This is a genomic window from Citrobacter freundii complex sp. CFNIH4 (genome assembly GCF_002934505.1).
In the GTDB taxonomy this organism is placed as follows: domain Bacteria; phylum Pseudomonadota; class Gammaproteobacteria; order Enterobacterales; family Enterobacteriaceae; genus Citrobacter; species Citrobacter freundii.
In genome coordinates this window covers 4,667,531-4,693,357 of sequence record NZ_CP026231.1, presented here as the reverse complement: position 1 = coordinate 4,693,357, position 25,827 = coordinate 4,667,531, and the positions used below count along the sequence as shown (strand labels likewise).

The 25,827-nt window shown below is 54.4% G+C and carries 23 protein-coding genes and 1 rRNA gene; 13 read left to right on the top strand and 11 right to left on the bottom strand.

Annotated features, from left to right (window positions below; genetic code table 11):
- Window positions 1-148: 148 nt before the first annotated feature.
- A 16S ribosomal RNA gene (locus tag C2U41_RS24025) occupies window positions 149-1,690 on the bottom strand.
- Window positions 1,691-2,311: 621 nt separating this feature from the next.
- On the opposite strand from C2U41_RS24025, the gene purH reads away from it, so the two are divergent.
- Window positions 2,312-3,901 carry a bifunctional phosphoribosylaminoimidazolecarboxamide formyltransferase/IMP cyclohydrolase gene (gene purH / locus C2U41_RS24010; RefSeq protein WP_103849158.1) on the top strand — a complete coding sequence of 530 codons (1,590 nt, stop codon included), beginning with the start codon at window positions 2,312-2,314 and terminating at the stop codon, window positions 3,899-3,901.
- Between the two features lie 15 nt (window positions 3,902-3,916).
- A complete protein-coding gene (gene purD / locus C2U41_RS24005) occupies window positions 3,917-5,206 on the top strand; it encodes a phosphoribosylamine--glycine ligase (RefSeq protein WP_103849159.1) in 1,290 nt (429 codons plus the stop codon).
- Here the strand turns inward: purD and zraR are convergent.
- Window positions 5,203-6,528 carry a sigma-54-dependent response regulator transcription factor ZraR gene (gene zraR / locus C2U41_RS24000; protein WP_103849160.1) on the bottom strand — a complete coding sequence of 442 codons (1,326 nt, stop codon included), beginning with the start codon at window positions 6,526-6,528 and terminating at the stop codon, window positions 5,203-5,205. The two genes, purD and zraR, sit on opposite strands and share 4 nt — an antisense overlap.
- A 5-nt stretch (window positions 6,529-6,533) precedes the next feature.
- Window positions 6,534-7,919: a two-component system sensor histidine kinase ZraS gene (zraS, locus tag C2U41_RS23995; protein WP_003845320.1), complete on the bottom strand. Its 1,386-nt coding sequence runs from the start codon at window positions 7,917-7,919 to the stop codon at window positions 6,534-6,536.
- A 57-nt stretch (window positions 7,920-7,976) separates the two neighbouring features.
- Here zraS and C2U41_RS29380 point away from each other — a divergent pair, with 57 nt between their 5' ends.
- Both C2U41_RS29380 and zraP read left to right on the top strand, forming a co-directional pair.
- Complete coding sequence (locus C2U41_RS29380; RefSeq protein WP_128299017.1) at window positions 7,977-8,165, top strand: hypothetical protein; 189 nt, start codon at window positions 7,977-7,979, stop codon at window positions 8,163-8,165.
- An 18-nt stretch (window positions 8,166-8,183) separates the two neighbouring features.
- Window positions 8,184-8,627 (top strand): zinc resistance sensor/chaperone ZraP, encoded by a 444-nt coding sequence (zraP, locus tag C2U41_RS23990; RefSeq protein ID WP_048219998.1) that lies wholly within the window; start codon window positions 8,184-8,186, stop codon window positions 8,625-8,627.
- Window positions 8,628-8,688: 61 nt separating this feature from the next.
- Here the strand turns inward: zraP and C2U41_RS23985 are convergent, their stop codons facing one another.
- The 6 genes from C2U41_RS23985 to nudC all read right to left on the bottom strand — a co-directional run bounded on the left by C2U41_RS23985 (window position 8,689) and on the right by nudC (window position 13,054).
- Window positions 8,689-9,381, bottom strand: a complete 693-nt coding sequence (locus C2U41_RS23985) for a DUF1481 domain-containing protein (protein ID WP_003033064.1) — start codon at window positions 9,379-9,381, stop codon at window positions 8,689-8,691.
- Between the two features lie 11 nt (window positions 9,382-9,392).
- Window positions 9,393-9,665: a nucleoid-associated protein HU-alpha gene (gene hupA / locus C2U41_RS23980; protein ID WP_001044509.1), complete on the bottom strand. Its 273-nt coding sequence runs from the start codon at window positions 9,663-9,665 to the stop codon at window positions 9,393-9,395.
- A 186-nt stretch (window positions 9,666-9,851) separates the two neighbouring features.
- Window positions 9,852-10,442, bottom strand: a complete 591-nt coding sequence (locus tag C2U41_RS23975) for a YjaG family protein (protein ID WP_003842015.1) — start codon at window positions 10,440-10,442, stop codon at window positions 9,852-9,854.
- 33 nt (window positions 10,443-10,475) lie between these two features.
- On the bottom strand, window positions 10,476-11,156 hold the full coding sequence (nfi, locus tag C2U41_RS23970; RefSeq protein ID WP_103849161.1) for a deoxyribonuclease V: 681 nt from the start codon (window positions 11,154-11,156) through the stop codon (window positions 10,476-10,478).
- 9 nt (window positions 11,157-11,165) lie between these two features.
- The gene (gene hemE / locus C2U41_RS23965; protein WP_103849162.1) at window positions 11,166-12,230 is read right to left on the bottom strand and encodes a uroporphyrinogen decarboxylase; all 1,065 of its coding nucleotides are present in this window, start codon (window positions 12,228-12,230) and stop codon (window positions 11,166-11,168) included.
- A gap of 50 nt (window positions 12,231-12,280) precedes the next feature.
- Entirely contained in the window at window positions 12,281-13,054 is a 774-nt protein-coding gene (nudC, locus tag C2U41_RS23960; RefSeq protein WP_003033074.1) for an NAD(+) diphosphatase, read from the bottom strand.
- A gap of 96 nt (window positions 13,055-13,150) precedes the next feature.
- Between nudC and C2U41_RS23955 the strand changes: the two genes are divergently transcribed.
- The 7 genes from C2U41_RS23955 to thiH all read left to right on the top strand — a co-directional run bounded on the left by C2U41_RS23955 (window position 13,151) and on the right by thiH (window position 19,365).
- The gene (locus tag C2U41_RS23955; protein WP_003033077.1) at window positions 13,151-13,639 is read left to right on the top strand and encodes an Rsd/AlgQ family anti-sigma factor; all 489 of its coding nucleotides are present in this window, start codon (window positions 13,151-13,153) and stop codon (window positions 13,637-13,639) included.
- 358 nt (window positions 13,640-13,997) lie between these two features.
- Window positions 13,998-15,896, top strand: a complete 1,899-nt coding sequence (thiC, locus tag C2U41_RS23950) for a phosphomethylpyrimidine synthase ThiC (protein ID WP_032950754.1) — start codon at window positions 13,998-14,000, stop codon at window positions 15,894-15,896.
- Entirely contained in the window at window positions 15,896-16,531 is a 636-nt protein-coding gene (gene thiE, locus C2U41_RS23945; protein ID WP_103849163.1) for a thiamine phosphate synthase, read from the top strand. The genes thiC and thiE overlap by 1 nt, the downstream gene beginning before the upstream one ends.
- A complete protein-coding gene (locus C2U41_RS23940; RefSeq protein WP_003033085.1) occupies window positions 16,524-17,282 on the top strand; it encodes a HesA/MoeB/ThiF family protein in 759 nt (252 codons plus the stop codon). The genes thiE and C2U41_RS23940 overlap by 8 nt, the downstream gene beginning before the upstream one ends.
- Window positions 17,263-17,463 carry a sulfur carrier protein ThiS gene (thiS, locus tag C2U41_RS23935; protein WP_003033088.1) on the top strand — a complete coding sequence of 67 codons (201 nt, stop codon included), beginning with the start codon at window positions 17,263-17,265 and terminating at the stop codon, window positions 17,461-17,463. The genes C2U41_RS23940 and thiS overlap by 20 nt, the downstream gene beginning before the upstream one ends.
- Before the next feature lies 1 nt (window position 17,464).
- Complete coding sequence (gene thiG, locus C2U41_RS23930; protein ID WP_103849164.1) at window positions 17,465-18,235, top strand: thiazole synthase; 771 nt, start codon at window positions 17,465-17,467, stop codon at window positions 18,233-18,235.
- Window positions 18,232-19,365 (top strand): 2-iminoacetate synthase ThiH, encoded by a 1,134-nt coding sequence (gene thiH, locus C2U41_RS23925; RefSeq protein ID WP_103849165.1) that lies wholly within the window; start codon window positions 18,232-18,234, stop codon window positions 19,363-19,365. Before thiG ends, thiH begins: the two co-directional genes overlap by 4 nt.
- 119 nt (window positions 19,366-19,484) lie before the next feature.
- On the opposite strand, the gene cspG is transcribed toward thiH, so the two are convergent.
- Complete coding sequence (cspG, locus tag C2U41_RS23920; protein WP_003033098.1) at window positions 19,485-19,697, bottom strand: cold shock protein CspG; 213 nt, start codon at window positions 19,695-19,697, stop codon at window positions 19,485-19,487.
- 1,092 nt (window positions 19,698-20,789) lie between these two features.
- On the opposite strand from cspG, the gene C2U41_RS23915 reads away from it, so the two are divergent.
- Together C2U41_RS23915 and C2U41_RS23910 are read left to right on the top strand one after the other, a co-directional pair.
- Window positions 20,790-21,095 carry a PTS sugar transporter subunit IIB gene (locus tag C2U41_RS23915; RefSeq protein WP_003033102.1) on the top strand — a complete coding sequence of 102 codons (306 nt, stop codon included), beginning with the start codon at window positions 20,790-20,792 and terminating at the stop codon, window positions 21,093-21,095.
- 4 nt (window positions 21,096-21,099) lie between these two features.
- A complete protein-coding gene (locus tag C2U41_RS23910) occupies window positions 21,100-21,417 on the top strand; it encodes a PTS lactose/cellobiose transporter subunit IIA (RefSeq protein WP_003033104.1) in 318 nt (105 codons plus the stop codon).
- A 111-nt stretch (window positions 21,418-21,528) separates the two neighbouring features.
- Here C2U41_RS23910 and rpoC read toward each other — a convergent pair whose 3' ends face one another.
- A complete protein-coding gene (gene rpoC / locus C2U41_RS23905) occupies window positions 21,529-25,752 on the bottom strand; it encodes a DNA-directed RNA polymerase subunit beta' (protein ID WP_003033107.1) in 4,224 nt (1,407 codons plus the stop codon).
- Window positions 25,753-25,827 lie beyond the last annotated feature (75 nt).

Below are 25,827 nucleotides of genomic sequence, written 5' to 3'. Positions count from 1 at the left end.
GGAGAACAGACACAGTGTGTCGTTTCAATTTTCAGCTTGATCCATATTTTTAAAGAGCAAAACTTCTTAATGCACTCGAAAGTACATTCAGAAGTTCATCATTCATCAGACAATCTGTGTGAGCACTACAAAGAACGTTTCTTTAAGGTAAGGAGGTGATCCAACCGCAGGTTCCCCTACGGTTACCTTGTTACGACTTCACCCCAGTCATGAATCACAAAGTGGTAAGCGCCCTCCCGAAGGTTAAGCTACCTACTTCTTTTGCAACCCACTCCCATGGTGTGACGGGCGGTGTGTACAAGGCCCGGGAACGTATTCACCGTGGCATTCTGATCCACGATTACTAGCGATTCCGACTTCATGGAGTCGAGTTGCAGACTCCAATCCGGACTACGACATACTTTATGAGGTCCGCTTGCTCTCGCGAGGTCGCTTCTCTTTGTATATGCCATTGTAGCACGTGTGTAGCCCTACTCGTAAGGGCCATGATGACTTGACGTCATCCCCACCTTCCTCCAGTTTATCACTGGCAGTCTCCTTTGAGTTCCCGACCGAATCGCTGGCAACAAAGGATAAGGGTTGCGCTCGTTGCGGGACTTAACCCAACATTTCACAACACGAGCTGACGACAGCCATGCAGCACCTGTCTCAGAGTTCCCGAAGGCACCAAAGCATCTCTGCTAAGTTCTCTGGATGTCAAGAGTAGGTAAGGTTCTTCGCGTTGCATCGAATTAAACCACATGCTCCACCGCTTGTGCGGGCCCCCGTCAATTCATTTGAGTTTTAACCTTGCGGCCGTACTCCCCAGGCGGTCGACTTAACGCGTTAGCTCCGGAAGCCACGCCTCAAGGGCACAACCTCCAAGTCGACATCGTTTACGGCGTGGACTACCAGGGTATCTAATCCTGTTTGCTCCCCACGCTTTCGCACCTGAGCGTCAGTCTTTGTCCAGGGGGCCGCCTTCGCCACCGGTATTCCTCCAGATCTCTACGCATTTCACCGCTACACCTGGAATTCTACCCCCCTCTACAAGACTCTAGCCTGCCAGTTTCGGATGCAGTTCCCAGGTTGAGCCCGGGGATTTCACATCCGACTTGACAGACCGCCTGCGTGCGCTTTACGCCCAGTAATTCCGATTAACGCTTGCACCCTCCGTATTACCGCGGCTGCTGGCACGGAGTTAGCCGGTGCTTCTTCTGCGAGTAACGTCAATCGCTGCGGTTATTAACCACAACGCCTTCCTCCTCGCTGAAAGTACTTTACAACCCGAAGGCCTTCTTCATACACGCGGCATGGCTGCATCAGGCTTGCGCCCATTGTGCAATATTCCCCACTGCTGCCTCCCGTAGGAGTCTGGACCGTGTCTCAGTTCCAGTGTGGCTGGTCATCCTCTCAGACCAGCTAGGGATCGTCGCCTAGGTGAGCCGTTACCCCACCTACTAGCTAATCCCATCTGGGCACATCCGATGGCAAGAGGCCCGAAGGTCCCCCTCTTTGGTCTTGCGACGTTATGCGGTATTAGCTACCGTTTCCAGTAGTTATCCCCCTCCATCGGGCAGTTTCCCAGACATTACTCACCCGTCCGCCACTCGTCACCCAAGGAGCAAGCTCCTCTGTGCTACCGTTCGACTTGCATGTGTTAGGCCTGCCGCCAGCGTTCAATCTGAGCCATGATCAAACTCTTCAATTTAAGTTTGATGCTCGTGAATTAAACTTCGTAATGAATTACGTATGTTCACTCAGAGACTTGGTATTCATTTTTCGTCTTGCGACGTTAAGAATCCGTATCTTCGAGTGCCCACACAGATTGTCTGATAAATTGTTAAAGAGCAGTTGCGACGCGCTTTAGCGCTCTGTCGCGAGGTGGCGTATATTACGCTTTCCTCTTTCAGAGTCAACCCTCATTTTCAGGTTTTTCTCTTCAACCGAACCGGCTGTTTGTGTGAAGTGATTCACATCCGCCGTGTCGATGGAGGCGCATTATAGGGAGTTTCCTGTGGCCCGCAACCCTTAAATTGCAGAAAAATGACTGACTGCTGCATTCCACAGCAAAACCCCGCCTTATACCCATTTACGCACAGAGTTATCCACAAACCACACGATCGTTTCTACGATCCTCTCGTTATATCAGCCTCTTTCAACTGAAAAAGAAGAGGTCAAAATCGAAAATTAAAAATTCGCGAGCGTTGCGCAAACGTTTTCGTTACAATGCCCCCGCACAACAAGGATGCCCCGTAAGGGGCGTTAGCTGAGTTTTTAGCCAAGAATTCACCTAACGCTCTCTGTAATAGTCAAATCCAGGGGATTTACCATGCAACAACGTCGTCCAGTCCGCCGCGCTCTGCTCAGTGTTTCTGACAAGGCCGGTATCATCGAATTCGCTCAGGCACTTTCCGCACGTGGTGTGGAGCTGCTGTCTACAGGTGGCACTGCGCGCCTGTTAGCGGAGAAAGGTCTGCCAGTGACCGAAGTTTCCGATTACACCGGCTTCCCGGAAATGATGGATGGACGCGTGAAGACCCTGCATCCGAAGGTCCACGGCGGCATCCTCGGTCGTCGCGGCCAGGATGATGCCATTATGGAACAACACCACATTGCTCCTATCGATATGGTGGTTGTTAACCTGTATCCATTCGCCCAGACCGTCGCCCGCGAAGGCTGTTCTCTGGAAGATGCAGTAGAGAACATTGATATTGGCGGCCCGACCATGGTGCGCTCCGCTGCCAAGAACCATAAAGATGTAGCTATCGTTGTGAAGAGCAGCGACTACGACGCCATTATTAAAGAGATGGATGCCAACGACGGTTCTCTGACCCTCGACACCCGTTTCGATCTCGCGATTAAAGCCTTCGAACACACCGCCGCTTACGACAGCATGATCGCCAACTACTTCGGCAGCATGGTTCCGGCTTACCACGGTGAAAGCAAAGAAGCCGCCGGTCGCTTCCCACGTACGCTGAACCTGAACTTCATTAAGAAGCAGGATATGCGCTACGGCGAGAACAGCCACCAGCAGGCAGCCTTCTATATAGAAGAGAATGTTAAAGAAGCTTCCGTTGCCACCGCGCAGCAGGTACAGGGCAAAGCACTTTCCTACAACAACATCGCCGATACCGATGCGGCGCTGGAGTGCGTGAAAGAGTTCAGCGAACCGGCATGCGTTATCGTTAAGCACGCAAACCCATGCGGCGTGGCGGTAAGCACTTCTATTCTCGACGCTTACGACCGTGCGTATAAAACCGACCCGACCTCCGCGTTCGGCGGCATCATCGCCTTTAACCGCGAGCTGGATGCCGAAACCGCGCAGGCGATTATCTCCCGCCAGTTCGTGGAAGTGATCATCGCGCCATCCGCCACCGAAGAAGCACTGAACATTACCGCAGCCAAGCAGAACGTTCGCGTGCTGGTCTGCGGCCAATGGGCGCAGCGCGTTCCGGGCCTGGACTTCAAGCGCGTGAACGGCGGCCTGCTGGTTCAGGACCGTGACCTGGGTATGGTGACCGAAGGTGAACTGCGCGTGGTGTCCGAACGTCAGCCAACCGAGCAAGAGCTGCGCGATGCGCTGTTCTGCTGGAAAGTGGCGAAGTTCGTGAAATCCAACGCCATTGTTTATGCCAAAGAGAACATGACTATTGGCATAGGCGCAGGCCAGATGAGCCGTGTGTACTCCGCGAAAATCGCCGGGATCAAAGCGGCCGACGAAGGTCTGGAAGTGAAAGGCTCTGCAATGGCCTCTGACGCCTTCTTCCCGTTCCGCGACGGGATTGATGCCGCTGCTGCCGCCGGTGTGACCTGCGTGATCCAGCCGGGTGGTTCTATTCGCGATGACGAAGTGATTGCCGCCGCCAACGAACACGGCATTGCGATGGTATTTACCGACATGCGCCACTTCCGCCATTAATCCACGGAGCAGACGATGAAAGTATTAGTGATTGGCAACGGCGGGCGCGAGCACGCCCTGGCGTGGAAAGCGGCACAGTCGCCTAAAGTCGAAACGGTATTTGTCTCCCCGGGCAACGCGGGCACCGCGCTGGAACCCACGCTGCAAAACGTGGCCATCGGCGTAACGGATATTCCGGCGCTGCTGAGCTTTGCCCAGAACGAGAAGATTGATCTGACCATCGTTGGTCCGGAAGCGCCGCTGGTGATTGGTGTGGTTGACGCTTTCCGCGCCGCCGGTCTGAAAATCTTCGGCCCAACCGAAGGCGCCGCGCAGCTGGAAGGCTCTAAAGCCTTCACCAAAGATTTTCTTGCGCGCCATCAGATCCCGACGGCGGAGTACCAGAACTTCACCGAAGTCGAACCTGCGCTGGCTTACCTGCGCGAGAAAGGCGCGCCGATCGTTATCAAAGCCGACGGCCTGGCCGCCGGGAAAGGCGTTATCGTGGCGATGACGCTGGAGGAAGCCGAAGCCGCGGTGCATGACATGCTGGCCGGTAACGCGTTTGGCGACGCGGGCCACCGCATCGTGATTGAAGAGTTCCTCGACGGTGAAGAAGCGAGCTTTATTGTCATGGTCGACGGTGAGCACGTGCTGCCGATGGCCACCAGCCAGGACCACAAGCGCGTGGGCAATGGCGACACCGGCCCGAACACCGGCGGGATGGGTGCCTACTCCCCTGCTCCGGTAGTAACTGACGAAGTCCACCAGCGCACCATGGAACGCATCATCTGGCCAACCGTAAAAGGCATGGCGGCGGAAGGTAACACCTACACCGGTTTCCTTTATGCGGGTCTGATGATCGACAAACAGGGCAACCCGAAGGTTATCGAGTTCAACTGCCGCTTCGGCGATCCGGAAACCCAGCCGATCATGCTGCGCATGAAGTCCGATCTGGTGGAGCTGTGCCTCGCCGCCTGTGACGGCAAGTTGGATGAGAAAACCTCCGAGTGGGACGAACGCGCCTCGCTGGGTGTGGTCATTGCCGCCGGAGGTTATCCGGGTAATTACAATACCGGCGATGAGATCCACGGTCTGCCGCTGGAAGACGTCGCTGACGGTAAAGTGTTCCACGCGGGCACCAAACTGTCTGCAGACGATCGCGTGCTGACCAACGGTGGTCGCGTGCTGTGCGCCACCGCGCTGGGCAACACCGTGGCTGAAGCGCAGAAACGCGCTTACGCCCTGATGACCGACATCCGCTGGGATGGCAGCTTCAGCCGTAACGACATCGGCTGGCGTGCCATTGAACGCGAGCAACGCTAACGCGAAATTTTCGCCAGCAGCGTTTTACGCGTAATGCCTAACTGACGGGCGGCTTCCGTTTTATTGCCGCCCGTTTTTTCAAGCGCCGCCAGAATCACCTCCTTTTCGACATCCACCAACGGTTGGATCTCGCCACTGAATTCCGTTTTTATCGGCGTCGCGGCAATCGCCATCGGCAGTTCACGTTCGGAAATATATTCCCCCGTCAGCAGCACCACCGAGCGCTCAATCGCATTTTCCAGCTCACGAATATTGCCCGGCCAGTCGTAGTGGATCAGCAGATCCATCGCCTGCGGAGTAAAGCCTTTCACCGCTTTACGGTTACGCGCGGCAAAACGCTGGAGAAAATGTTCGGCTAACAGCGGAATATCTTCCCGGCGCTGGCACAGCGCTGGCATTTCAATGGTGACGACGTTCAGACGATAGTAGAGATCCTGACGAAAGCGCCCGGCGCTGACTTCCTCTGCTAGATCGCGATGCGTAGCGGCTATCAGCCGGACATCAACCGCAATGGTCTGATTGCTACCAACTCGCTGCACTTCTCGCTCCTGGATAGCCCGCAGCAAACGCACCTGCATCAGCGGTGAGATATCGCCAATTTCATCAAGAAATAACGTGCCACCATCGGCTTCCACAAAGCGCCCTTCCCGGCGTTTATCCGCCCCGGTAAACGCCCCTTTCTCGTGACCAAACAGCTCGGACTCCAGCAGCGATTCATTAAGCGCCGCGCAGTTTAGCGTCACCAGCGGCTTATCGCTGCGCGCGCTACTGGCGTGTAGCGCGCGGGCGACCAGCTCTTTCCCTGTCCCGGAATCTCCATGGATAAGCACCGTGGCGTCCGAGGGCGCTACCATCGCAATTTCGTTGAGCAATTGCTGCATCGCCGGACTTCTGCCAATCATGCCAAACTGCGCAGCCGACGCCGATGGCAGTTCAGCGCCCATTTCCCGCGTATGCGCCAGCGCCTTTTCCAGCGTCTCCTGCAGACGGTCAAAATCCAGCGGCTTGATTAAGTAGTCCAGCGCCCCGGTTTTAAGCGCCTCAACGGCAGTCTCTACGCTGGAGAACGCCGTCATGATCAAGACCGGAATCGCCGGATTCAGCGCTTTAATCTCTTTCAGCGTTGCGATGCCGTCCATCTCCGCCATGCGTACATCACACAGCACTAAATCAAATACGCGTTCGCGCACCTGTTCCAACGCCGCTCGCCCGCTATAAGCCAGCGCGACCTCATAACCCCAGCCGCGCAGCAGCGCCTGTAAAATGGTGCAGTGGCTGATATCGTCATCTACTACCAGAATATTGATTTTTCCGCGCGTCATCCTTGTTAATCCTGTTGTTTCGCTTTGGTCGGCAGCCAAAGAGTAAAGGTCGCACCTTTGCCCTCAACGCTTGCCACCTGAATGGTGCCACCATGCTGTTCGATAATGTTCTGCACTACCGCCAGCCCGAGGCCGGTTCCGTCAGCTTTGGTTGTAAAGTAAGGCGTAAAAATGGCCTCCAGCTGTTCCGCTGCAATTCCCTTTCCGCTATCGGTAACCACAATTTTAACGCGATCGCCGCTGCTTTCATTCGCTTCAACCGTGATCGTGCCCTGACGACCAATCGCATGAATGGCGTTCAGATACAGATTCAACAAAACCTGAGTCAGTCGGTCAGGATCGGCCTGGATAGCGGGCAGCGTAGAATTGGCCGAAAAGCGGAGCTGGATTTCCCTGCTTGCCGCATCCTGACTCACCAGGTGTAATGAGTGGGTGATAACCTCATTGAGATCCACCTGTTGCAGCGTCAGATGTGCAGGCTTCACCAGCTCCAGCAGCTCGCTCACCACCCGATTTAAACGATCCGCCTCTTTCGCCATCACCTGTGCCAGCTCATGCGACTCGCCTCCTGCCGGGGTTCGCTCGGCAAAATACTTCGCCAGACCTTTGATCGATGAAAGCGGATTACGAATTTCATGCGCCACTCCAGCCGCAAGATGCCCGAGCGCTAACAGTTTTTCTTTACGCTTCATCGCATCCTGAAGTTCTTTGTACGAGCGCTGATAGCGCTGATACCAGAAGAACGTCAGTACGGTGGCCAGCAACACAGCCGCCAGCGCACAGAGGACTATCAGTGTGTTACGCCACTCTCTTGCCTGAGTCGCTGTCAGATCGCTGGCATCAAAGGCGATAAATATGGTTTGCGCTGGGGTGATAAGCTGCCCGTCATTGCTGGCACAGCGCGCCATGCCGTGGCGTCCTGGACCATACATCGGCTGAAACTGGCGATAAATTTCCAGGGCCGGCGTTTTTTCACCATCCCTCGCTGGAATTTCAATATTCCGCCAGCTTTCTTGCTCCCCAGGACTAAGCTGTCGCAGGACATCCGGTGAATAGAGCGTTTTTCCGACCATCGCGGCATTGCTGTGAGTAATAATGACACCATGCTCATCGACGACGGCAAACCATAGCACGCCTGGTTGTACGGCCATTTCCTCCAGTAGCGTCTGCTGCTGGGCATGATGCATGCGCATCCCCATGCCTACACGCGTACCAGACTCCAGAGCGCGAATGAGCACGCTGCCTTTTTCCAGTAGCGTTTGCCGCGCGGCGCCACTTTCCCGCCCATAGTCCCGAATAGTCATAATCGAAAACCAGCCGACCAAAATCAGGATTGCCGCCAGCAAGAGTCGGCTCAACCACTTTGCCACCGTATCCTTATAAAGACGCATACGCTCTCCCTTTACCCCACTTGTTCCTTTCATCGTTGCAGGTATACAGCAGAAATCATGCCATTTTTTCCCCCAGATAACCCTGCCCTCAGACACAAACAGCTCAAAGTACCGGGTAAAAATGACTCGCTGGCGCGTTCTGGCGAGTCATTTTTACTCGTTTTCCTGCAAAGACGGCGGGTACGACGCCCGCAGGACTGGGATTGCCGCTTTGGCACGGAAGATGCAATAGGGAATGTAAGCTAACCAACAGGAGAACGAACGATGAAACGGAACAACAAACTGGCACTGATTGCACTTTCTCTTATCGCACTGGGCTCCACCCCGGTACTGGCGCAGAATCACTGGGGATATGGTGATGGAATGCAGCAACGGGGCGGTACCCCAATGACCGCTGAGCAGCAGGCTGCCGCACAGAAAATCTATGATGATTACTACTCCCAGACCAGCGCGTTGCGCCAACAGCTGACATCCAAACGTTATGAGTACAATGCACTATTAACGGCCAGCTCGCCGGACACGGCAAAAATTAATGCCGTTGCAAAAGAGATGGAAGCGTTGAATCAGTCTCTGGACGAGCAGCGCGTTAAACGCGATGTCGCAATGGCGCAGGCTGGCGTGCCACGTGGCGCGGGAATGGGCTACGGCGGATGCGGCGGTGGCAGTAACCATCGCGGCGGCGGCCATATGGGAATGGGTCACTGGTAAAAGACTTAATGCCTGATGACGCCATACGGTTCAGGCCTGCTGACTACCTGTCTTCAGGTTTTCAGAAAGTTTTGGCTGTAGGCTGCCAGTGACAAAAATCTTCATTGGCGACTAGCAGTATCTGCGACCCTTCGGGCGCTTCCAGCCATGCCACACTCACCTCCACGGATGAATGTTTCTGGCGGCGCTCGATATGGTTTATCGCCCACGACTCCAGGTCTGGCTTCAGCGTTTCACCTTCACAGGTTGTGACCGTGTTATCCGCATGCCAACGTCCCTGACGCAATATCACCCGTCCCTGACGCAGCGCATCGCTGGTCTGGCGAATTTGATCGGCGCGATAGCGGTAAAGCGCGATTTGATCGCTGGAAAGCTGCTGCTTTTGCCCGTCGACTTCACGCTGCATGAAGCTCAGTTCGCCCCGGTCATCGAAGCGTATACGGACATGTTCAGCCGGTTTACTGTAAACGTTGAGTTCTATCAGAGAGAGCGAATCACCCTGCCAGCGGTATTCACTGGTAGTGGTTTCGCCTTTTCGCCACGGACTAAATACCGAGAGCAAGTGAACATCGTCACCGGAGTCTTTACGCCAAATGCGTACCGCCCCCTGATCGCCAACATAGCCGCTGGCCGTGAACGGAGGAAGCTCAGAATGGCTACCACAGGCAGACAGTAACAGAACACCTGAAAGCCAAAGCGTATGACGCCAGATGGACAAAAGGGGCGAAACCGCCCCTTCGTTAAAACTGTTCACTGCCACGCGAATTACTTAACCGCGTCTTTCAGTGCTTTACCAGAAACAAATGCCGGTACGTTAGCTGCGGCAATTTTGATTTCTTTACCGGTCTGCGGGTTGCGGCCAGTGCGCTCAGCACGGTGGTTCACTTTGAAGGTACCGAAACCAACCAGTTGTACAGCATCGCCTTCTTTCAGAGACTCAGTAATAGCAGCCAGAGTGGATTCCAGAGCAGCTTTAGCCTGTGTTTTAGACAGTTCTGCTTTGTCTGCAATTACATCAATCAGTTGAGTCTTGTTCATAAGTTATCCTTACAATGTGTTTATCGCTTGCTAAGCATCGAGTGCGACGGAAATGCCAGAAAAGCACTCTCCTGCATACACGCACCGATAGCCACTTTTTTTCGCCCCCCAAATGTAGACCAGACCGGGGGCGGATGGGAAGCCTTCAGGCACGACAAATCAGGCGTTAAATCACGTTTTGTGGTGTCATTGCTGAAAATTTATACCAATATTGCTCTCGCCAGCCTCGCGCAGGTCTGCACGCAGCCCTTTTATCAGCTCAATATCGCGTTCTTCACAGTCGGCTAAAAGTCGGAAAATTTCCCACTGAATATCCCATTCTTGCTCAACGGCAGGGTTCTCTTTGAGCTCCTCATCGGTCATTTCGCGACCAGCCTGGGTCATTTCCAGCATCGCTACCGTCGTAATCGAAGCTTTACTAACTTCAATTGCATGCTCCAGCGTTTCACCGCTAAGACGTGAATGCATCAGTTCGCTTAATGCCACACAGGCATCAATCGCCGGATAAACGCCGTACAGATCGTAATCGTCTGCAGAAGGAATGGCCTCTTCAAACTTTTCCAGCTGGCTGTCGAAATTGATTTTCGCGTCTTTAACCGTCAGCGCTTCCCAAATCAGATCCAGAATTCGGCGGTAAATCTGTCCATCGCCAAATTCAGTTTGCTTGCAGAACATGGCGTAATTCGGGTACATGCGTTCGCACAGACAGGCCATAAATGTGACGTGCTGCCAGCTTTCCAGCTTCTCCAGACGCAGGTGAATCGGATTTTGTAACATGATGAGTTCTCAAATACGGAAATTAGCCGCAGTTTACCCGATATGGGGCGCTTTTGCTGCAAGCCGCGTAAAAGCCGGGCGTTCGGATGCCACCGCATCTGCCCAGCGCGTTGGTTCCGGCAGACGATAGCCGTTCATACAGCGTTGTACCCACGCCAGTGCGCTGTCCATACTCACGCGGTGGCCCGTAGAGATAAACAACGGGTTACAGCGCGCTTTGCTGCGCCAGACCCATGCCAGCTGTTCGCCTTTATCCAGCAATGGCACTAGCGCACCGGGTTCAGCAGCGAGCGGTTCAAACTTGCCACACAGCCGTTTTTTCGCCACACCGATCGTTGGGACGTCCACCAGCAGGCCAAAATGGCTGGCCACGCCCAGACGGCGCGGGTGCGAAATGCCGTGCCCGTCAACAAACAGCAGATCGGGCTTGTGCGAGAGCAGTTGCCAGGCGGCCATCAGCGCGGGGGTTTCACGAAAGGAGAGAAAACCGGGAATGTAGGGCATGGTAGTGGCGATACGCGCCACCTTATATTCAACCAGTTCAAGCGTGGGATACTTCAGTAAGACCATCGCGGCTCGCGTCACTTCGCCACCCCGCTCAAACCCAACGTCCGCCCCGCCGATCAGATCCGGCGGATCGTTCTTCAGACGATCCTCGCGGATCAATGAAGAGGCCAGTTCAAGCTGCTGCGCGCGTAATGACGCGAGATCCATAATGACTCCTTAGCGGTGGTACTGTTCGGACAACCGATGTACCGCCTCCACAAAGACACCCGCATGTTCTGGCGGGACGTCCTGATGAATGCCGTGACCCAGGTTAAAGACATGCCCTTCGCCCTGACCGAATCCGGCCAGAATTGTCGCCACCTCTTCTTCGATGCGGGCTGGCGGTGCATACAGCATGGACGGATCCATATTGCCCTGTAGCGCCACTTTATGACCTACACGACGACGCGCATCGGCAATGTCAGTGGTCCAGTCGAGACCTAACGCATCACAACCGGTTTCCGCCATCGCTTCCAGCCACTGACCACCGCCTTTGGTAAACAGGGTCACAGGTACGCGACGACCTTCGTTCTCGCGTAGCAGGCCATCGACGATTTTGTGCATGTAGTACAGGGAGAACTGCTGATAGTCGCGACCGGTCAGCACGCCACCCCAGGTATCGAAAATCATCACCGACTGCGCGCCAGCTTTAATCTGCGCGTTCAGGTACAGCGTGACGCTCTTCGCCAGCTTATCAAGCAGCAGATGCAGCGCTTTAGGGTCGGCATACATCATCTTTTTAATCACGGTGAAGGCTTTGCTGCTGCCGCCTTCAACCATGTAGGTCGCCAGCGTCCACGGGCTACCGGAGAAGCCGATCAGCGGCACTTCGCCTTTCAGTTCACGGCGGATAGTGCGCACCGCGTTCATCACGTATCCCAGCCCATCTTCCGGGTCCGGGATCGGCAGTTTGTCGACGTCAGCCTTGCTGGTAATCGGAGAGGTGAAGCGTGGACCTTCTCCTGCTTCAAAATACAGCCCGAGTCCCATCGCATCCGGGATCGTCAGGATATCGGAGAAGAGGATCGCGGCATCAAGTTTATAGCGACGCAGCGGCTGCAGCGTGACTTCGCAGGCCAGCTCGGCATTTTTGCACAGCGCCATAAAATCGCCCGCTTCGGTACGGGTAGCTTTGTATTCCGGTAGATAACGGCCTGCCTGGCGCATCATCCATACCGGAGTGACATCAACGGGCTGGCGCAGCAGCGCACGCAGATAACGATCGTTCTTCAGTTCGGTCATTTTTGCAGTTCCTTATTGCGTCAGTCCATCAGTGTATCACCACTCGCTCTTTACTCGTACTCAGCCCGACACATTGCCACAGTATCTTCAATCAATCGACGCGCGACAGTACCCGGCGGGGGCAAGAGCGGTAAATCGTCATAGCGATACCAGTTCGCTTCCAGCAGCTCTTTCGGGTCGATGACGATTTCGCCGCTATCATACTCCGCCATAAATGCGGTCATCAAAGACTGTGGGAACGGCCACGGCTGAGAAGTGACATAGCGCAGGTTTTTCACCTTAATGCCGCTCTCTTCCATGACTTCACGCGCCACCGCCTGCTCGAGGGTTTCGCCCACTTCGACAAAACCTGCCAGCACGGTATGCACGCCGTTGCGATGGCGAACATGTTGGGCGAGCAGGATGGAATCATCTCGGCGAATAGCGACGATTATGCAGGGAGCAATTTGCGGGTAATAACGTTCGCGGCAGTGACTACAGAGCATCGCCCACTCCGTTTTACTCGGGTGCATGGGATGGCCGCAGTAACCGCAGAATTTATGCGAGCGGTAAAACTCCGCCAGCTGTACGCCTCGTCCGGCCAGTTGAAACAGGCCAACGTCCTGGTCAATGACCTGGCGCACCGACCCCATATCGTGTCGACGCTGCTGCTGCACCAGCCAGACAGTTTCCCCTTCCCACTCGCCTATTGGCAGCGCGCGCTGACCAATCAGATCAAAACGGGCTGCGTCGCCATAAGGTAGCTCGCCATGAGGTAACCATAACTTTTGCTCATGACTGACAATCCACCAGCCGCTATCTAATTTTTCAATTATACGATCCATATCTCTTGCGCAACCTTTGCTTCACAGGCATGTTGTTTACATTATTTTTACATTTACGGGTGAGCAGTTCCTAAACACCATCTTGCGGAGTCAATCATGCTAAACCAGCTGGAAAGCCTGACGGAGCACGTCGGAGGAAGTAATAAACTGGTTGATCGCTGGCTACATGTACGTAAGCACCTGCTCGTGGCTTACTACAATCTGGTTGGCATTAAGCCTGGCAAAGAATCGTACATGCGACTCAATGAAAAGGCGCTGGATGATTTTTGTCAGAGCCTGGTCGATTACCTCTCCACCGGACACTTCAGTATTTATGAACGTATTCTCCATAAATTGGAAGGGAACGGGCAGCTTTTAAAAGCCACAAAAATTTGGCCGCTGCTGGAAGCCAACACACAATTGATCATGGACTACTATGACTCCAGCCTGGAAACTGCGATTGATCATGATAACTTCCTTGAGTTTCAAAAGGTTTTATCGGATCTCGGCGAGGCGCTGGAAGCCCGGTTCGTGCTCGAAGATAAGCTGATCATGCTGGTATTTGATGCGATGCACGAGAGTGGCACTCTCAAACGTCCTGCTTGAGATTTGTCGCATTAACGCGTAGTTTACATTCATTACCTCTAAGATAGAGGTTACTTCTTGTCGGAGTGCTTATTTTCCACAACAGCATTCGTGATGCGTCAAGGCGGCAAGTCAGTGAATCTCCAGGAGCTTACCTAAGTAAGTGACTGGAGTGAGCGGACGAAGCCAACAAAGAGGCAGCGCGAAGGATGACGTGGAAAAGGCTGAGACCGTTAATTCGGGATCCGCGGAACCTGATCAGGTTAAGACCTGCGAAGGGAACAAGAGTCAATCTACAACCGTATTGCCCCTGGGCGATCGCCTCTCTTGCTTCATCCGTCGTCTGACAAGCCACGTCCTTACTTTTTTGGAATGAGCTATGTCTGCCACTACTAAACCATCACGCCGCGAACAGCGCGCGCAAGCCCAACACTTTATCGATACCCTGGAAGGGACCGCCTTCCCTAACTCAAAACGCATTTATATTACCGGTTCGCAGCCGGATATCCGCATTCCGATGCGCGAAATCCAGCTTAGCCCGACGCTGATTGGCGGCAGCAAAGACAACCCGCAATTTGAAGACAACGAAGCCGTGCCGGTGTACGACACCTCCGGGCCGTATGGCGATCCTGACGTGGCAATTAACGTCCAGCAGGGCCTGGCGAAACTGCGCCAGCCGTGGATTGCGGCGCGTAACGACAGCGAAGAATTAGACGACCGCAGCTCCGCTTACACCAAAGAGCGCCTGGCCGACGATGGCCTGGACGAGCTGCGTTTCAGCGGCCTGCTGACGCCAAAGCGCGCCAAAGCCGGTAAGCGCGTGACCCAGTTGCACTACGCCCGTCAGGGGATCGTCACGCCAGAGATGGAGTTTATCGCCATCCGTGAAAATATGGGCCGCGAGCGTATTCGTAGTGAAGTGCTGCGCCATCAGCATCCGGGGATGAACTTTGGCGCACGTCTGCCGGAAAATATCACCCCGGAATTTGTGCGTGATGAAGTCGCTGCGGGCCGGGCGATTATTCCTGCCAACATCAACCACCCGGAATCCGAGCCGATGATCATCGGCCGCAACTTCCTGGTGAAGGTGAATGCCAACATCGGTAACTCGGCGGTCACTTCCTCTATCGAAGAAGAGGTAGAAAAACTGGTGTGGTCGACCCGCTGGGGCGCAGATACGGTGATGGACCTCTCCACCGGTCGCTATATTCACGAAACCCGCGAGTGGATCCTGCGTAACAGCCCGGTACCGATCGGCACCGTACCGATCTACCAGGCGCTGGAGAAGGTCAACGGGATCGCCGAAGATCTCACCTGGGAAGCGTTCCGCGATACGTTGCTGGAACAGGCCGAACAGGGCGTCGACTACTTCACTATCCATGCCGGCGTACTGCTGCGCTACGTGCCGATGACTGCCAAACGCCTGACCGGAATTGTCTCGCGCGGCGGTTCAATTATGGCGAAATGGTGCCTTTCTCATCACAAAGAGAACTTCCTGTTCGAACATTTCCGCGAGATTTGCGAAATCTGCGCCGCCTACGACGTCTCGCTCTCTCTCGGTGACGGCCTGCGCCCGGGTTCGATTCAGGATGCCAACGACGAAGCGCAGTTCTCCGAACTGCATACGCTGGGCGAGCTAACCAAAATCGCCTGGGAATACGACGTGCAGGTGATGATTGAAGGTCCAGGACATGTGCCGATGCATATGATCCAACGCAACATGACCGAAGAGCTGGAGAGCTGCCACGAAGCACCGTTCTACACCTTAGGGCCGTTGACGACAGATATCGCGCCGGGCTATGACCACTTCACCTCCGGCATTGGCGCGGCGATGATCGGCTGGTTTGGCTGCGCGATGCTGTGCTACGTCACGCCAAAAGAGCACCTCGGCTTGCCGAACAAAGAAGACGTGAAGCAAGGGCTGATTACCTACAAAATTGCCGCTCACGCCGCCGACCTGGCGAAGGGGCACCCGGGTGCGCAGATCCGCGACAACGCGATGTCGAAAGCGCGCTTCGAATTCCGCTGGGAAGACCAGTTCAACCTCGCGCTCGACCCGTTCACTGCCCGCGCCTATCACGATGAAACCCTGCCACAGGAGTCCGGCAAAGTCGCCCACTTCTGCTCGATGTGCGGGCCGAAGTTCTGCTCAATGAAAATCAGCCAGGAAGTACGCGACTACGCCGCCGCGCAGACTATTGAAGTGGGAATGGCAGATATGTCGGAGAACTTCCGCGCCAAAGGCGGTGAAATCTACCTCAAAAAAGAGGAGGCATAATGTACCAGCCTGATTTCCCGACCGTGCCGTTCCGCCTCGGGCTTTACCCGGTGGTGGACAGCGTGGCGTGGATTGAACGCCTGCTGCAGGCGGGCGTACGCACGATCCAACTGCGCATTAAAGATAAGCGTGATGAAGAGGTCGAAGCCGACGTCATGGCCGCCATTGAACTGGGGCGTCGCTATGACACCCGCCTGTTTATCAACGACTACTGGCGGCTGGCGATTAAGCACAACGCTTACGGCGTGCATCTGGGCCAGGAAGATCTTGAAACCACCGATCTGACGGCGATTCAGGCGGCGGGGCTGCGCCTGGGTGTCTCCACTCACGATGATATGGAGATCGACGTCGCGCTGGCGGCTAAGCCTTCTTATATCGCACTCGGCCACGTCTTCCCCACGCAAACCAAGCAGATGCCTTCCGCCCCGCAGGGGCTGACGCAGCTGGCAAGCCATATTAACCGACTGGCAGATTACCCGACCGTCGCCATTGGCGGCATCAGCCTGGAACGTGCGCCCGCAGTGCTGGCAACCGGCGTCGGCAGCATTGCCGTGGTCAGCGCCATTACCCAGGCGGCTGACTGGCAGGCAGCCACAGCGCAGCTGCTCGACATAGCGGGAGTCGGCGATGAATGACCGCGACTTTATGCGTTACAGCCGGCAGATCCTGCTCGGCGATATCGCTATTGAGGGCCAACAAAAGCTGCTCGACAGCCATGTGCTGATTATCGGTTTAGGCGGGTTAGGTTCGCCTGCCGCGCTGTATCTGGCGGGAGCAGGTATCGGCAAACTGACGCTGGTAGACGATGACGACATTCATTTGAGCAATCTGCAGCGCCAGATCCTGTTTACCACTGATGATATCGCGCGTTCAAAATCGCAGATTGCCCAGCAGCGCCTGACGCGGCTCAACCCGGATATCGAACTGGTATCGCTCCAGCAGCGACTGAAAGGCGATGCGCTCCGGCATGCGGTAGCGCGTGCCGATGTGGTGCTCGACTGTACCGACAACATGGCCACGCGTCAGGAAATTAACGCCGCCTGCGTGTCGCTGAATACACCTTTGGTTACCGCCAGCGCCGTCGGTTTCGGCGGCCAGTTGATGGTGCTCACGCCACCGTGGGAGCAAGGTTGTTACCGCTGCCTGTGGCCGGATGATGTAGAGCCTGAACGCAACTGCCGTACCGCCGGTATCGTCGGCCCGGTTGTCGGCGTGATGGGCACCTTGCAGGCGCTGGAAGCCATCAAACTGCTTAGCGGCATTGCGACGCCCAGTGGCGAGTTACGCCTGTTTGACGGTAAAACCAGCCAGTGGCGCAGCTTCGCACTACGACGTGCCAGCGGCTGCCCGGTATGTGGAGGGCAACATGCAGATTCAGTTCAATGATGAGCCGATGCAGTGCGCCGAGGGACAAACCGTCAGCGGGCTGCTCACCGAGCTTAATCAGCTTAAACCGGGCGCGGCGCTGGCGCTCAATCAGCAGATCCTGCCGCGCGAGCAGTGGCAGCAGCAAATCGTGCAGGAAGGCGACCAGATCCTGCTTTTTCAGGTTATTGCAGGGGGTTGATATGTTACGTATTGCCGACAAAACGTTTGATTCACATCTGTTCACCGGTACCGGAAAATTTGCCTCATCGCAACTGATGGTCGAGGCGATTCGCGCCTCCGGCAGCCAGTTGGTGACGCTGGCCATGAAGCGCGTGGATTTGCGCCAGCATAACGATGCCATTCTGGCCCCGCTTATCGACGCGGGCGTGACGCTGCTGCCTAACACCTCCGGAGCGAAAACCGCTGAAGAGGCGATTTTCGCCGCCCAACTGGCGCGTGAAGCTCTGGGCACAAACTGGCTGAAATTAGAAATCCACCCGGATGCCCGCTGGCTATTGCCGGATCCGATTGAAACACTAAAAGCTGCCGAAGCGCTGGTGAAACAGGGCTTTGTGGTGCTGCCCTACTGCGGCGCGGATCCGGTACTGTGCAAGCGGCTGGAAGACGTGGGCTGCGCGGCGGTGATGCCGCTCGGCGCGCCTATCGGCTCCAACCAGGGGCTGGAAACCAAAGCGATGCTGGAGATTATTATCCAACAGGCGACCGTGCCGGTGGTGGTTGATGCAGGCATCGGCGTCCCCAGCCACGCCACGCAGGCGCTGGAAATGGGCGCCGACGCGGTGTTGGTCAACACGGCGATTGCCGTGGCGGACGATCCGGTGATGATGGCCACCGCTTTCCGTCTGGCGGTTGAAGCGGGCCTTTTGGCGCGCCAGGCGGTACCTGGAAGCAAAAGCTCGCAGGCAAATCCCACCAGCCCGTTAACCGGATTCCTGGAGGCCTTCGCATGAAAACGTTCAGCGACCGCTGGCGACAACTGGACTGGGACGACATCCGCCTGCGCATCAACGGTAAAACCGCCGCTGACGTGGAGCGCGCTCTCAAGACTTCGCATCTTAGTCGCGACGATCTGATGGCATTGCTCTCTCCTGCCGCCGCCGATTATCTGGAGCCGCTTGCGCAACGGGCGCAAAAGCTCACCCGCCAGCGTTTTGGCAACACGGTGAGCTTTTACGTGCCGTTGTATCTCTCCAACCTTTGTGCCAACGACTGCACCTACTGCGGTTTTTCGATGAGCAACCGTATCAAACGCAAAACGCTGGACGAAGATGAGATACAACGTGAGTGTGCGGCTATCCGTGAGCTGGGCTTTGAGCATCTGCTACTGGTCACCGGTGAACATCAGGCCAAAGTGGGGATGGATTACTTTCGTCGCCATTTGCCTGTCATTCGCCGACAGTTTGCCTCTTTACAGATGGAAGTACAGCCGCTGTCAGAGGCTGAATATGCGGAGCTGAAGACGCTGGGACTGGATGGCGTGATGGTGTATCAGGAGAGCTATCATGAGGCGATTTACGCCCGCCACCATCTGAAGGGGAAAAAGCAGGATTTCTTCTGGCGACTGGAAACGCCGGACCGGCTGGGCCGCGCAGGGATCGACAAAATCGGTCTTGGCGCGTTGATTGGTTTGTCCGACAGCTGGCGGGTTGACTGCTATATGGTAGCTGAACATCTGCTGTGGATGCAGCAGCATTACTGGCAGAGCCGCTACTCTATCTCCTTCCCTCGCCTGCGCCCATGCACCGGAGGCGTTGAGCCTGCATCGATCATGGATGAGCGACAGCTGGTCCAGACCATTTGCGCGTTTCGTTTACTCGCACCAGAAATTGAGCTGTCGCTCTCCACCCGCGAATCGCCATGGTTTCGTGACCATGTGATCCCGTTGGCAATCAACAACGTCAGCGCCTTCTCAAAAACCCAGCCCGGTGGTTATGCCGATAACCACCCCGAACTGGAACAGTTCTCCCCGCACGACGATCGTCGCCCGGAAGCCGTTGCTGAAGCACTGATGGCGCAGGGATTACAGCCCGTGTGGAAAGACTGGGACAGCTATCTGGGACGCGCGGCACAGATGCCCTAAGCCCAACGCTATCGCATAAACAAAAAAACCCGCTTTCGCGGGTTTTTTCTTCACTGGTGCTTAACTGCTCGGGCTCTGGCCTTCATCGCTATCGTAAGCCTTCGTGAAATTATCGGCGTTTACAGCGCGACAACGTTAACAGCAGACGGGCCTTTAGCGCCATTCTCCACGGAGAACTCCACCTTTTGACCTTCGTCTAACGTTTTAAAATCGTTACTCTGGATAGCGGAAAAATGCACAAACACATCCTTGCTACCGTCCTGAGGAGTGATAAAGCCGAAGCCTTTATCAGAGTTAAACCATTTTACTAAACCAGTCATTTTGTTAGACATAGATACTTCCTTTCATGTTTTTGAGCCGCTTATGCAGCGAAGATGGCCTGTTTTGCAGAAATTAACTTATGGGGCACTTAGGGAGGAGGCTCATGAAGAAGAGTATCTGAGGATAACGCTTGAACTGAGAACTGCTTTACTAAAACTGCTTGCATAAGGTCTGTGTTCCAAACCGATGCCGCTATAGTAGACCTACTTCTAATCATTAAGCAAGCATTAATTTTTTTAATACCCACTGAGTGATGCAATGTTGAACCAACGCGGCTAAGCATCCTGGATAACAGCTTGATCTACAATGAACAAAAGCCCCGACTATTGCAGTCAGGGCTTTACGTTACTACACACTTCAAATTTAACATTAATAAACTTAACGATTTAATACTGCTGATGGTACTACTTTAAAATGTACACGTTTACTACAGATAATATTGGATATTGATACTAACTAAAGCTTTCCTCTATTTACCGTTAAACACATTCCACCCGCTTGATAATAGAACTCAAGGCTGGTGACCTAAACAAGTACACTTCCCCTCGCGACATATACTCTTTGATGCGTTGCCTTATTTCCCTCGTGATAACCAAAAAAGCAGAAATCACGAACAATTACTATTAAATCATGGCGTTACATCGTCGCGTTTTACTGATTTTTTGCGATTAGATATATCAACTACGTGGCCTGAAAGCATTGTCGAGGTGAAAAAATAGCGTTTTCAGCATCGACTATCCCATACAAAAATACTTCGTGGCCTTTATCGCAAACCCCAATCAAGCTCTACTAACACTTACTACGTTAACAGCAAACTACAATTTCTCCGCTGTTAAGTATTAACATACGGGTTTAAAAAACGCTGTCAATACTGTTTTTTATAACATGTCTTTATTGACAGTAATTATATATTCCAGCATGTGATAAGCGAGTCAAAAAGCCGCTGGTCCCGGTCCAGATCGCAGGGTTTGGCCTCTTTTTGTAACCGGTTTCAGAAAAAGCGGTTTTCTTTGTGATGCCTTGCACACAATCGTTGCAAAGCAGTTGTTGCTATAGCTGGCTCGCGATAATTATCAACTCACACATGTTGATCGAGACTACTTATGAAAAACATCGTTTTATGCTGTGCCGCCGGAATGTCCACCAGCATGCTGGTGCAAAGGATGAAAGATGCCGCCCAGAAAAAAGGCGTCGACGTTACTATCAAAGCCGTCCCGGTGGCCGAGTTTGAAGAGAATATCGCTACAGCGGATATCGTTTTGCTCGGTCCACAGGTTAAGTATGAACAGGCCAAGCTACAGGCGATCGCCGACCCACTAGGCAAAAAGGTCGCCGTTATCGACATGATGGATTACGGCATGATGAAAGGCGATGCGGTACTGGACAAGGCGCTGAAACTACTGGAGTGATGGTATGGAAGAGTTAGAAACGATCATCATGGAGTTATTGGTAAACGCTGGTGCTGCACGCAGCCAGGCCCTGACGGCATTGCAACTGGCGCGTAAAGGTGATTTCTCCGGTGCAGAACAAGCGATGACGGAATCACGCGAGTACGTTAAACAAGCGCATAAAATCCAGACCCAGCTGATCGGAATTGACGAAGGAACCGGCAAGCTACCGGTTAATCTCATCACCGTCCATTCGCAGGATCACCTGATGAACGCGATGGTGATTCAGGATTTGGCGGGAGATATGATTGAGCTTTATCGGCGGTTACCGCCGGTAAATTAATGACACTGCCGGATGGCTTCGTAGCCTCGTAGACCTGATAAGCGTCATCAGAAATAAACCTGGACATAAAAAAACCCGCCGAAGCGGGTTTTTTATTATGGTCGGCAACGATTAATCGTTGTCAGAACCGCCCAGGCCTGCGTTCAGCAGTTCTGCCAGGCTGGCAGACGCATCTTCAGCAGTCACCTGCGGTGCAGCTGGCAGTTCGCCCGCTGCGCGACGGCGCATACGATCCTGGTGGTACGCGTAACCGGTACCTGCCGGGATCAGACGACCCACGATTACGTTCTCTTTCAGACCGCGCAGTTCATCACGTTTACCTGCAACAGCGGCTTCGGTCAGGACACGCGTGGTTTCCTGGAACGATGCTGCAGAGATGAAGGACTCGGTTGCCAGAGACGCTTTGGTGATACCCAGCAGATCGCGGGAGAACGTTGCACCCACTTTGCCGTTCGCTTCCAGCTCGCGGTTAGCGATCTTGACGCGGGAGTATTCAACCTGCTCGCCTTCCAGGAAGTCGGAGCTACCAGCGCTTTCGATGGTGGCTTTACGCAGCATCTGACGAACGATAACTTCGATGTGTTTATCGTTAATCTTAACACCCTGCAGACGGTATACGTCCTGAACTTCGTTAACAATGTAACGAGTTACAGCATGCACACCACGCAGACGCAGGATGTCGTGCGGCGCTTCCGGACCGTCGGAAACAACGTCACCACGTTCTACACGTTCACCTTCGAACACGTTGAGCTGACGCCATTTCGGAATCATCTCTTCGTACGGTTCGCTACCGTCTACCGGGGTGATAACCAGACGACGTTTACCTTTGGTTTCTTTACCGAAGGAAATGATGCCGCTGATTTCAGCCAGGATTGCCGGCTCTTTCGGACGACGTGCTTCGAACAGGTCAGCAACGCGCGGCAGACCACCGGTGATATCCTTGGTACCGCCGGATTCCTGCGGAACACGCGCCAGGGTGTCACCAGAACTGATCTGTACGCCATCTTCCAGCTGAACAATCGCTTTACCCGGCAGGAAGTACTGAGCAGGCATATCGGTGCCTGGGATCAGAACGTCGTTGCCCTGAGCATCAACAATTTTCAGTGCCGGACGCAGGTCTTTACCACCCGCAGTACGCTCTGCAGAATCCAGAACCACCAGAGAAGACAGACCGGTCAGCTCGTCGGTCTGACGAGTAATGGTCTGGCCGTCGATCATGTCAGTGAAGCGGACAAAACCACTCACTTCGGTGATAACCGGCATGGTGTGCGGATCCCAGTTTGCTACGGTTTCGCCGCCAGCAACCTGTTCGCCATCACCTTTCGCCATAACGGAGCCGTAAGGCACTTTATAGCTTTCTTTGGTACGGCCGAATTCGTCGATCAGTTTCAGTTCGGTGTTACGTGAGGTGATAACCAGTTTACCGCTGGAGTTCACAACCGACTTCGCGTTGCTCAGACGGATGCTACCTTTGTTTTTCACCTGGATGCTGGATTCAGCAGCCGCACGAGATGCCGCACCACCGATGTGGAACGTACGCATCGTCAGCTGTGTACCCGGTTCACCGATGGACTGTGCCGCGATAACGCCGATTGCTTCACCTTTGTTGATGATGTGGCCACGCGCCAGGTCACGACCGTAGCAGTGCGCACATACACCAAAGTCGGTGTCACAAGATACAACAGAACGGACTTTGACGGAGTCAACGGAGTTCTCTTCCAGCAGGTCACACCACTGTTCGTGCAGCAGCGTGTTGCGTGGAACCAGAATATCCGCCGTACCCGGCTTCAGAACGTCTTCAGCAGTTACACGACCCAGAACGCGATCGCGCAGCGGCTCTTTAACGTCACCACCCTCGATAACCGGGGTCATGGTGATGCCTTCCAGAGTGCCGCAATCGTCTTCAGTAACAACCAGGTCCTGCGCAACGTCGACCAGACGACGAGTCAGATAACCGGAGTTCGCTGTTTTCAGTGCGGTATCCGCCAGACCTTTACGCGCACCGTGAGTAGAGATGAAGTACTGGAGTACGTTCAGACCTTCACGGAAGTTCGCGGTGATTGGCGTTTCGATGATGGAGCCATCTGGCTTCGCCATCAGACCACGCATACCGGCCAGCTGACGAATCTGTGCTGCAGAACCACGCGCACCGGAGTCGGCCATCATGTAGATGCTGTTGAAGGAAACCTGCTGCTCTTCTACGCCGTCACGGTTAATAACGGTTTCGGTTTGCAGGTTATCCATCATCGCTTTGGATACACGATCGTTCGCCGCAGCCCAGATATCGATAACTTTGTTATAGCGTTCGCCCGCGGTTACCAGACCAGACTGGAACTGCTCCTGGATCTCAGCAACTTCAGCTTCCGCTTCAGAGATAATCTCGTGTTTCTTCTCCGGGATGACCATGTCATCAATACCAACAGATGCACCTGAACGCGCTGCATAAGCAAAGCCGGTGTACATTGTCTGGTCAGCGAAGATAACAGTCGGCTTCAGGCCCAGAATGCGGTAACAGGTGTTCAGCATTTTGGAGATAGCTTTCTTGCCCAGCGCCTGGTTGACGATGGAGAAAGGCAGACCTTTCGGTACGATCATCCACAGAATGGCGCGACCAACGGTCGTGTCTTTCAGACTGGTGTGCGCAACGAATTCGCCGTTTTCATCTTTTTCGTATTCAGTGATACGCACTTTAACGCGCGCATGCAGAGAGGCCAGACCTGCGCGATAGATACGCTCAGCTTCTTTCGGGCCAGTCAGCACCATGCCTTCGCCTTTGGCGTTAACACAGTCACGGGTCATGTAGTACAGACCCAATACAACGTCCTGAGACGGAACGATGATAGGTTCGCCGTTCGCCGGAGACAGGATGTTGTTGGTAGACATCATCAGCGCACGCGCTTCGAGCTGGGCTTCCAGCGTCAGCGGTACGTGAACAGCCATCTGGTCACCATCGAAGTCGGCGTTATATGCCGCACAAACCAGCGGGTGAAGCTGGATAGCTTTACCTTCGATCAGTACCGGTTCAAATGCCTGGATACCCAGACGGTGCAGTGTTGGTGCACGGTTCAGCAGTACCGGGTGTTCGCGGATAACTTCGTCCAGGATATCCCAAACGACAGCTTCTTCACGCTCAACCATTTTCTTAGCGGCTTTGATGGTGGTGGCCAGGCCACGCAGTTCCAGCTTGCCGTAGATGAACGGTTTGAACAGTTCCAGTGCCATTTTCTTCGGCAGGCCGCACTGATGCAGACGCAGGTATGGACCTACGGTGATTACAGAACGACCGGAGTAGTCAACACGCTTACCGAGCAGGTTCTGACGGAAACGACCCTGCTTACCTTTGATCATGTCGGCCAAAGATTTCAGAGGACGTTTGTTAGAACCGGTGATCGCACGACCGCGACGACCGTTATCCAGCAGGGCGTCAACCGCTTCCTGCAGCATACGTTTTTCGTTGCGTACGATGATGTCCGGCGCAGCCAGATCCAGCAGACGCTTCAGACGGTTGTTACGGTTGATAACGCGACGATACAGATCGTTCAGATCCGACGTTGCGAAACGACCACCATCCAGCGGAACCAGCGGACGCAGATCTGGCGGCAGAACCGGCAGAACGGTCAGGATCATCCACTCTGGCTTGTTGCCAGACTGTACGAAGGCTTCCAGCAGTTTGATACGCTTGGTTAGCTTCTTACGCTTGGTTTCGGAGTTGGTTTCGTTCAGCTCTTCGCGCAGAGTTTCACACTCTTGCTCCAGATCCATGCTCTTCAGCAGGGCCTGGATTGCTTCCGCACCCATCTTCGCGTCGAATTCGTCACCGAACTCTTCCAGCGCGTCCAGATACTGCTCTTCAGTCAGGATCTGTTGACGTTCCAGATTAGTCATACCGCCTTCGATAACCACATAAGATTCGAAGTACAGTACGCGTTCGATATCACGCAGCGGCATATCAAGCAGCAAACCGATACGGGACGGCAGAGATTTCAGGAACCAGATGTGAGCAGTCGGAGACGCCAGCTCGATGTGGCCCATACGCTCACGGCGTACTTTGGTCTGGGTCACTTCAACGCCGCACTTCTCACAGATCACACCACGGTGTTTCAGGCGCTTGTACTTACCGCACAGGCACTCGTAGTCTTTTACCGGCCCAAAGATACGGGCGCAGAAAAGGCCGTCACGTTCAGGTTTGAACGTACGGTAGTTGATGGTTTCCGGCTTCTTAACTTCACCGAAAGACCATGAACGGATCATGTCTGGCGAGGCCAGAGCAATTTTGATCGCATCAAACTCTTCGGTTTTAGTCTGCGCTTTCAGAAACTTTAATAAATCTTTCACGGATTTGCTCCCGTCGGAGTTAGCACAATCTGGCGCTGGCTGTTACGCCAGCACCAGTGACCTGTTTGATCGAGA